Raw genomic sequence first — 8,632 nt, forward strand, 5'->3', positions numbered from 1 at the left:
AGCATGGGTACCATGACCGAGCCGTTAGGCGAGCCACTGAGTACCAGTCTGATTGAGCGCTACCTGTGTTCCCGGGGACGGCGGCCGCGGCGGCGACGGCGGTGCCGGCGGGCCCGGTGGTGCTGGCGGCCCCGGTGGTGCACCAGGTGCCGGCGGGCGTGCGGGCGAACCCGGTCAACCCGGTCAACCCGGTCAACCGGGTCAGCCGGGGCAGCCGGGCCGGGCAGGGCAGCCGGGCCGGGCGGAGGAACGCGGTGGCCTGGTCGACCCGGGCATACCCGGACAAGAAGGCAGTCCCAGTACCTGAGGGCTGACCGGCCGGTTGCGCACCGCCGCATCCAGCCGCCACTCACGGGAGTGGGCAGGCCGCGCCTGCACCACGGCGTCGGACGGGTTCAGGCATGCGTAATCTCAGGACGGTGAGCGCACGCGCAGGCATCGTCGTCACCGGCACCGAGGTTCTGACCGGCCGGATCCAGGACCGCAACGGTCCCTGGATCGCGGATCGGCTGCTGGAGCTTGGGGTGGAGCTGGCACACATCACCATCTGCGGTGACCGCCCTGCCGACATCGAGGCGCAGCTGCGCTTCATGGGCGAGCAGGGTGTGGACCTGATCATTACCAGCGGCGGGCTGGGCCCGACCGCCGACGACATGACGGTCGAAGTGGTAGCCCGGTTCTGCGGCCGCGAGCTGGTCCTGGACGAGGAACTCGAGCAACGCATCGCCGAGATCCTCAAGTCGTTGATGGCGCGAAATCCCGCCTTCGCGGCACTGCTGGAACCAGGCAACTTCGAGTCGGTGCGGACTGCGAACCGCAAACAGGCGATGATTCCGGTCGGCTCCCAGATCCTTGACCCGGTCGGTACCGCACCGGGTGTGGTGGTGCCGGGCAAGCCCGCGGTGCTGGTGCTTCCTGGACCGCCGCGCGAGCTACAGCCGATGTGGCGCAAGGCAATCGAGACACCTGCGGTGCAGGAGGCGCTCGCCGGCCGGACGGTCTACCGGCAGGACATGGTGCGGATGTTCGGACTGCCCGAGTCGGGCCTGGCCGAGACATTGCGCGACGCCGAGACCGCAATCCCGGGCTTTGCCGCGCTGGAGATCACCACCTGTCTGCGGCGCGGGGAGTTGGAGATCGTCACGCGCTACGAACCGGACGCGGCAGACGTCTACGCGCAGCTGACCCAGTTGTTACGCGACCGGCACGGCGATCAGGTTTTCTCCGAAGACGGCTCCCAGGTCGACGATCTGGTCGCGCGTTTGCTCGCGGGCCGCAAGATCGTGACGGCGGAGTCCTGCACCGCGGGATTGCTCGCCGCGCGGCTGACCGAACGGCCCGGATCCTCGGATTATGTGGCCGGGGGTGTGGTGTCCTACTCGAACCAGGCGAAGATCGACCTACTCGGTGTCGATGCCGCGCTGATCGAAGAGCACGGCGCGGTTTCTGAGCCCGTCGCCGAGGCGATGGCGGCCGGCGCCCTGAAGCGCTTCGATGCCGACACCGCTGTCGCCATCACCGGAATCGCCGGCCCCGGGGGCGGAACGGACGAGAAGCCGGTTGGGACAGTATGTTTCACCGTTGCGTTGGCGGATGGGCGGACGGTCACCCGGACCCTGAGGCTGCCGGGTAACCGGGCTGACGTCAGAGAGCGCTCGACGACCGTCGCGATGCACCTACTGCTGCGAATCCTGAGCGGTTAGCGCTCCGCGGGAAGAAACGCGCTTTCGGAGGTACCGAAACGAATCCCGGTGGCGTCCTTACCTATCAGCGTCAGCAACGCGACCATCGTCAACACCGGCACAATCGTAGCGGCCAGCGCGAACGGGTAGCCGTGCGATTGCGCCAGATGTTCCTGGATGGGAAGGTTGAACGCCGCCAACAAGTTTCCGAGTTGGTAGGTCACTCCGGGGTAGAGGCCGCGGATTGCATCGGGCGACATCTCGGTGAGGTGGGCCGGGATCACGCCCCACGCTCCCTGCACGAAAAGCTGCATCAAAAACGACCCCAGGCACAGCATCGCCGCGGTGCGCGAATAGGCGAACAGCGGCACGATCGGCAAGGCCAGCACAGCGCAGAACACGATCGTGTAGCGGCGACCGAACCGTTGGGACAAAGTGCCGAACAGCAGCCCGCCGATGATCGCACCGACGTTGTAGGCCACCACGATCCAACGGGCGCTCACGCTGGACAGCCCGGCGCCGTGGTCGTCGGTCGCTTGCAGGAAGGTGGGGTAGACGTCCTGCGTGCCGTGGCTCATCCAGTTGAAGGCAGTCATCAGCAGCACCAGGTAGATGAAACGCCGGATGACCTTGGCCTCGCGCAGCACGTCGCGAACTCTGGTCTTGGTAAGTCGCATCTGGTCTTGTGCGGCCTCCCAGACTTCCGACTCCTCGACTCGGTATCGGATGATCAGGCTGATCAGTGCCGGGACAATGCTCAACGCAAACAACCAGCGCCACGACAAGCCGAGTCCATTCATCACCACCAGGGAGGCCACCGTGGCCAGCAGATAACCGAACGAATAGCCCTCCTGCAGCAGGCCGGAGAAGAACCCGCGTCGCTCGGTCGGCACCTTCTCCATGGCCAGCGCCGCGCCAAGCCCCCACTCGCCACCCATCCCGATGCCGTACAGCAGTCGCAGCACCACCAACACGGCGAAGTTGGGCGCGAACGCACAGAGAAATCCAACGATCGAGTAGAAAGCCACGTCGACCATCAACGGAAGCCGTCGTCCGACCCGGTCGGCCCATAGTCCGAATAGCAGTGCCCCTACTGGTCGCATCACCAGCGTGGCAGTCGTGACGAATGCGACCTCGGTCTTGGTGCGGTGGAAGGTCTCTGCGATGTCGGCGTAGACCAGCACCACGATGAAGTAGTCGAAAGCATCCATCGTCCAGCCCAAGAATGCCGCGATGAACGAATTGCGCTGGTCGCTGGTCAGCCGCTGTCTATTCACCTGAGCATCGTGGCTTACCCGCCGCCCTACCGCGAACATGGCGCACCGCACGCCGCCCAACGCGGTGCGCGAGTATGTTCCGATTGCATGCGAATCATCGATGCCGACGGGCACGTCGCAGAGAACCCAACCCTGGCTACCGAGATGCTCGAACGCTGGCCGGAGTTCGTCACCGTCAGCGCGGGTGACCGGCCGCGGCTGGTGATCGAAGGCCGCCGATACCCCGAAGATCAGGGACCTGGCGCCGGCTGCCCCGTCGAGCACGGAATCTCCAAAGCCCCCGGTCTGAACTGCGCGACCGCCGAGGGCATGCTGGGGGACGCCGATCGCGATCACCTGGACACGATGGTGCTGTATCCGAGCCTGGGTCTATGCGCGCCAACCCTGGAAAACCCCGGATTCGCAGCCGGATTCGCGCGTCTTTACAACAGATGGATCGCCGATTTCTGCGCACCCACCAACGGGCGGCTACGCGGCGTCGGCGTGACGCCGATCGAACACGGCCGGGTAGCCGTCGACGTCATGGCCGAGGCCAAGGACCTGGGCCTGGTCGCGATCCTGGTACCGCCGGCGCTCAAGACCCGCAACCTCGACCACCCCGACCTGGACCCCTTCTACGCCGCTGCCGTGGAGCTTCAGATGCCGCTCGGCATCCACGGTGCCCCCGGGGTCCATTTGCCGAAGATCGGCGTGGACCGGTTCACCAACTACATCCAAGTGCACTGTGTCAGTTTCCCTTTCGACCAGATGACCGCAATGACCGCGCTGGTGTCCGGCGGCGTCTTCGAACGGCACCCCGGTTTGCGCGTCGCATTCTTGGAGGCCGGTGCGGGGTGGGTTCCGTTCTTCATCGACAGGCTGCACGAGCACTACGAGAAACGGGGCACCTGGATCGAGCGCGGCTGGCGGCGTGACCCGCACGAGTACCTGCGGGCGGGCAACATCTGGGTGACATGCGAACCCGAAGAGCCGATTTTGCCCGGCGTGATCGACGTGCTCGGCGACGACTTCATCATGTTCGCCAGCGACTACCCGCATTGGGACGGCGAGTGGCCGGAAAGCACCAAGCACCTGCGCCAACGGTCCGACATCAGCGAGCAATCGCGGGAAAAGATCGGCGGCCTCAATGCCCAGCGCTTCTACCACCTGAATTGAGCAGCTGATGGCAGGATCGGCGCATGGGGCCTTTCCTGCTGCGTGCGGTGTTCACTGGTTTTGCGTTGTGGGTGGTCACGCTGTTCGTGCCCGGCCTGCGCTTCGTCGGCGGTGACTCGACGCTGCAGCGGATCGGGATCATCTTCGTCGTCGCGGTCCTGTTCGGTGTGGTGAACGCGATCGTCAAACCCGTCGTGCAGCTCTTGGCGATCCCGATGTACATCCTGACGCTTGGTCTCTTCCACATCGTCGTCAACGCGCTGATGTTGTGGATCACCGCCCGAATCACCGAGCACACCACTTCCTGGGGACTGCAGATCGACCATTTCTGGTGGACCGCGATCTGGGCGGCCATCCTGTTGTCGATCGTCAGCTGGATCCTGTCGCTGGTCACTCGCCGAGCCAAGCGCCGCCGATAAACACCCGCGGGAACGCCACTTGGAAATTTCACGCGGACTTCCTATGTTGTCAGGCCCAATTACACATATGCTAATTAAGTCCGTGCTTTCGAAGACCGCCTGCTAAGACCGGCAAACACCTACGCTGTCTCTCGGTACGACGACGATAAGCAAACGACGACGGGATAACGCGAAATATGAACACTGTCGCGATCGGATCGCAGCCCGGTCCCGCAAGCACGCGGCTCAGTTCGCAAGTAGCCGATCCAAACAGTGGTCTGCGAGCGGTCACCGAGTGCACCGGATCGGCCGTCGTCCTTCACGTCGGCGGTGACATCGACGCCAGCAACGAGACGGTGTGGCAACGGTTGCTGAGCAGGAGCGCTTCCATTGCCATCGCGCCCGGCCCGTTCGTGGTCGACGTTCGCGAGCTGGATTTCCTGGGGTCCTGTGCCTACGCCGTACTGGCTCAGGAATCGGTGCGGTGCCGCCGTCGTGGCGTCAATCTGCGGCTGGTCAGTAACCAGCCGATCGTCGCCCGCACGATCGCCGCCTGCGGACTGCGCCGATTGTTGCCGATGTACTCCACCGTCGAGAATGCGTTGACCCCGCCGGCGTGAACAGCTTCAGCCCGCTTCGCTGAACATGTGCCAGTGCCGCCTTGGCACGGCGGTTACGGAACGCGTTGTCCGTTGGGAGCCAGCAGCCCGTTGAGGATGCCGAGGCTGGTTTGCAGCTGCGCCCCCGCAACGGGTCCGGGAAGCCCAGAGGAAGGGGCGTCACTCGACGGCTGCCAAGGCTGGCAGCCGCTGGTCTTGAAGGCCTTGTCGGTGGGCTCGATCTGCACCACCTGAGGCTTCTTGGTCATGGCATTGTCGATCAGCGCACCGTCCGGGTTGCCGATCCGCTTCCAGTAGCAGGTGCCGCTGCCGACCGGTCCCCCCGAGCTGTAGGTACCGGGTGCGATGTCGGTGCCGACGGTATAGACCCCGTCGTGGTCGATAGTCGTCTTGGGTGTTCCCGCGGGAGCCGGTGCCGGTGATCCGGACGGCGCCGGTGCCGGGTTCGACGGTGCCGGCGCGGGGTCGGGATCGGCCGCTGCGATCCCCACCGACGCGGCCCAGCCGGCGACCAATAGTGCCGCGGCACTGGCACGCCATACCGTGCGAGCGGTTTCCTTAGAGCGCATAAGTAATGAGGGTACCGGGCCGCGTAGCCAAATTCGAGCGAGCGCATGCCTCAGTCCAAACGCCGAACCTGGCCTCTGAGTTGGCCGGGTAGCGCAACGCATGCTCGCAGGTTTGTCAGCACGGGGCACCGCTTCAGCCACCCCACCCGTCCCAAAATGTGATCGTCTCAGCCGGTGGCCGTGCCGCGGGCCGGAAGTTGGTTCCCATCGTGTAGGCCACCGGGAACAGCGCAGCCTGGGTGACCGTGGGCGGAATTCCCAGCACGTCAGCGACCTCGCGCTCCTTGGCCAGATGCATCGTCGTCCATACCGAGCCCAGACCGCGCGAGCGCAGGGCGAGCAGGAAACTCCACCCGGCCGGGATGATCGATGCCCACGCCGACGCGGCGGCCAACCGGTTGGTCTCGTCTATGGGCTCCAGCAGGCAGGGGATGACGTGCACGGGAACCTGGGCCAGCGTTTCGGTCAGGCCGTGCGCACTGCGGTAAACGCGCTGGGTCTGCGGATCCGAGGCAGTGGCGGCGGCGTGCGCCAGATACTGCGCACCGACACTGCGGTAGATGTCGGCAATCGCGGCGCGCTTGTCCGCGTCGGTGACCACCAGCCAGCGCCAGTCCTGAGCATTGCTGGCCGTCGGCGCCTGCATTGCCAAACCGATGCATTCCAGAATGACGTCCCGCCCGACGGGTCGGGTCAGGTCGAGACGTTTGCGTACCGCCCGGGTGGTGGTGAGCAGCTCGTCGACTGAAGCGATGTCCATTTTCTGAGTGTGTCCTTTCGTTGTCCGCTCAGAATCGCCCAACGACCGCGGCCGGTAAACGTCCGCATGGACAGGATCAACCGTCGCGGATTAACGTGCTCGCAGAAATCGGGCGAGTAGGCGTTCATGAGGCAGCGCCGCGCGGGAGAGGTCTGGCGTTGCTGTTCATGCACGAAGTTCACACGGTGCGCGGCCGGGCCGAAGACGCTTTCGAGGCCGCATTCCGCGACGGCTGGATGCCCGCGCTCGGCGCCGGCGACGAAGCCCGCCTGCTCTGGTACACCAACCAGGCCCACGGCAGCGGCCCCGCCTACACCGTCATCACCGTCACCGCGGTTCGCGACGGTGCCGCCTGGGAGCGACTGACCCACCGCGTGCAGGGCGGTGACCTGCGGGACTGGATGCACCACACCGACGAATTGCGCCACGAGGTCGACGCCAAGCTGCTGGTGCCGCTGCCGTGGTCGCCGTTGCTCGAAGTGCCGTTCGACGAGGTGCCGGTCGACGGGCGAGAACACGACATGAGCCTGTACATGGAGGACACCATGTGGCCCTACGAGGACAAGTTCGAGGAGTACATCCTGCGGTGCGGTGAGGTGTATGCGCGCTCCCTCGAACAGCCCTCTTCGATGCTGAAGATGCATGCGTCTTTTCAGCCGGCCCTGGGCAGTCATCTGCGCCGCGAGGTGATCCTGATGCAACGCATCAGCCGCCCCGAAGCATTGCTCGACCTGCTGCGCACGCATATACCCGCCGAGTACCGCGCGCCGGGAACCTGGATGCACGACGCGCTGGACCTGCGCGACCAGTGGACCAGCCGACTGCTGCGGACATCGACGTGGTCCCCACTCCACTGAGGTACCTATGAACATCGGGACGATCGTCGACGCAGCCGCGGCCGAGGATCCGGAGCGCATTGCACTGATCATCGACGACCGGTCGATCGGCTACGGAGAACTGGGGGCGGCCGTCCGGCACAGCGCGGCCGGTTTAGCTGCGCACGGGGTCACGGGCGGTGACCGCGTGGCCGTGGTCGACGTCGCCGGCCTGCTGTCGATCGCGACGCTGCTCGGCGCGGCGCGTATCGGTGCCGCCGTCGCGCTGATGAATCCCGCGCTGACACCGAAAGAGCTGCGGGCACTGCTGGACAACGCGGGGTGCTGCAACGTGGCGGTGGCCGGAGAATCGTATGCCGGGCGACTCGCCGAAGCCGGGGCGCCGACCGTCCTGACGGCAGCCGACCTCCTGGACAGCCGCGGACCGGCATCGATTGAGCCGGTCGCTGCCTTGGACGAGGCGCCGGCGATGGTTCTGTTCACCAGCGGTACCACGGGGTTGCCGAAGACGGTTGCGATCGGCAACCGGCAACTCGAATCGCGGCTGCAGCGAACGTCTCGTCCGTTCTCTTCGGGCACCGCGCCCGCAGTCGTGATGATGTGTGTGCCCTACTTCCACGTGGGCGGTTCACTGGGGCTGCTTGCCAGCCTGTACTCGGGCAACACCCTGGTGGTGCAGAAACGGTTCGACGCCGGCGAGTGGTTGCGTCTGGTGTCCGAGCATCGGGTGACCGGCATGTTCCTGGTGCCGACGATGCTGCACCGCATCCTGGAGCATCCGGATTTCGCCACCACCGATCTGTCGTCGTTGGCCGCCATCACCTACGGGGCCGCGGCTGCGCCGAGCACGCTGATGCGCAGCGCGGTCGCCGCATTGCCACATGTGGCTTTTACCAACGTGTTTGGTCAGACCGAGACCCTCGGCACATACGCCAACCTGCTGCCGGCCGATCATCATGATCCGGCCCGGGAGGGATCGGTCGGCCGTCCGCTCCCAGGCGTCGAGGTGCGCGTGGTCGACCCCGACACCGGCCTCGACGTTGAGCCTGGCGCGGTGGGCGAGTTGTGGGTCAACTCGCCGGTCAACACCGTTCCGGGGTGGCTGCGCACCGGCGACCTCGGCCGCCAGGACGCCGACGGGTACATCTTCCCGACCGGCAGACTCCGCGACACCATCAACCGCGGCGGCGAGAAGTTCGGGCCGGTCGAGGTCGAGGAGGCACTGCGGTCGCATCCGGCCGTCCGGGATGTCGCCGTGGCGGGGATCGCCGATCAAGAATTGGGGCAGCGGGTGGGCGCCGCGGTGGTGGCCAGGACTGCAGTGACGCTGGAGGA

At 65.9% G+C, this 8,632-nt stretch carries 10 protein-coding genes; 7 read left to right on the top strand and 3 right to left on the bottom strand.

The window, feature by feature from the left end:
* Positions 1-65 precede the first annotated feature (65 nt).
* Both A5636_RS11190 and A5636_RS11195 read left to right on the top strand, forming a co-directional pair.
* Entirely contained in the window at positions 66-314 is a 249-nt protein-coding gene (locus A5636_RS11190; RefSeq protein WP_065158706.1) for a hypothetical protein, read from the top strand.
* A gap of 87 nt (positions 315-401) precedes the next feature.
* Positions 402-1,703 (top strand): competence/damage-inducible protein A, encoded by a 1,302-nt coding sequence (locus A5636_RS11195; protein WP_065158707.1) that lies wholly within the window; start codon positions 402-404, stop codon positions 1,701-1,703.
* On the opposite strand, the gene A5636_RS11200 is transcribed toward A5636_RS11195, so the two are convergent.
* The gene (locus tag A5636_RS11200; RefSeq protein ID WP_172827211.1) at positions 1,700-2,959 is read right to left on the bottom strand and encodes a sialate:H+ symport family MFS transporter; all 1,260 of its coding nucleotides are present in this window, start codon (positions 2,957-2,959) and stop codon (positions 1,700-1,702) included. The genes A5636_RS11195 and A5636_RS11200 overlap by 4 nt on opposite strands.
* Positions 2,960-3,046: 87 nt before the next feature.
* Between A5636_RS11200 and A5636_RS11205 the strand changes: the two genes are divergently transcribed.
* From A5636_RS11205 to A5636_RS11215, 3 genes are all read left to right on the top strand, one after another.
* A complete protein-coding gene (locus A5636_RS11205; RefSeq protein WP_065158708.1) occupies positions 3,047-4,114 on the top strand; it encodes an amidohydrolase family protein in 1,068 nt (355 codons plus the stop codon).
* Positions 4,115-4,137: 23 nt separating this feature from the next.
* A complete protein-coding gene (locus A5636_RS11210) occupies positions 4,138-4,533 on the top strand; it encodes a phage holin family protein (protein ID WP_065158709.1) in 396 nt (131 codons plus the stop codon).
* A 176-nt stretch (positions 4,534-4,709) separates the two neighbouring features.
* On the top strand, positions 4,710-5,132 hold the full coding sequence (locus A5636_RS11215) for an anti-sigma factor antagonist (protein WP_065158710.1): 423 nt from the start codon (positions 4,710-4,712) through the stop codon (positions 5,130-5,132).
* A gap of 53 nt (positions 5,133-5,185) precedes the next feature.
* On the opposite strand, the gene A5636_RS11220 is transcribed toward A5636_RS11215, so the two are convergent.
* Complete coding sequence (locus tag A5636_RS11220; protein ID WP_065158711.1) at positions 5,186-5,701, bottom strand: hypothetical protein; 516 nt, start codon at positions 5,699-5,701, stop codon at positions 5,186-5,188.
* A gap of 133 nt (positions 5,702-5,834) precedes the next feature.
* Positions 5,835-6,461 (bottom strand): nitroreductase family protein, encoded by a 627-nt coding sequence (locus A5636_RS11225; RefSeq protein ID WP_065158712.1) that lies wholly within the window; start codon positions 6,459-6,461, stop codon positions 5,835-5,837.
* Between the two features lie 167 nt (positions 6,462-6,628).
* On the opposite strand from A5636_RS11225, the gene A5636_RS11230 reads away from it, so the two are divergent.
* Both A5636_RS11230 and A5636_RS11235 read left to right on the top strand, forming a co-directional pair.
* Complete coding sequence (locus A5636_RS11230) at positions 6,629-7,318, top strand: hypothetical protein (RefSeq protein ID WP_253900564.1); 690 nt, start codon at positions 6,629-6,631, stop codon at positions 7,316-7,318.
* A 7-nt stretch (positions 7,319-7,325) separates the two neighbouring features.
* Positions 7,326-8,632: class I adenylate-forming enzyme family protein (locus A5636_RS11235; RefSeq protein ID WP_065158714.1), on the top strand; the 1,307-nt coding region annotated here is incomplete at its 3' end.

Origin of the sequence: Mycobacterium asiaticum, assembly GCF_001673315.1 — a bacterium.
Lineage (GTDB): Bacteria > Actinomycetota > Actinomycetes > Mycobacteriales > Mycobacteriaceae > Mycobacterium > Mycobacterium asiaticum_B.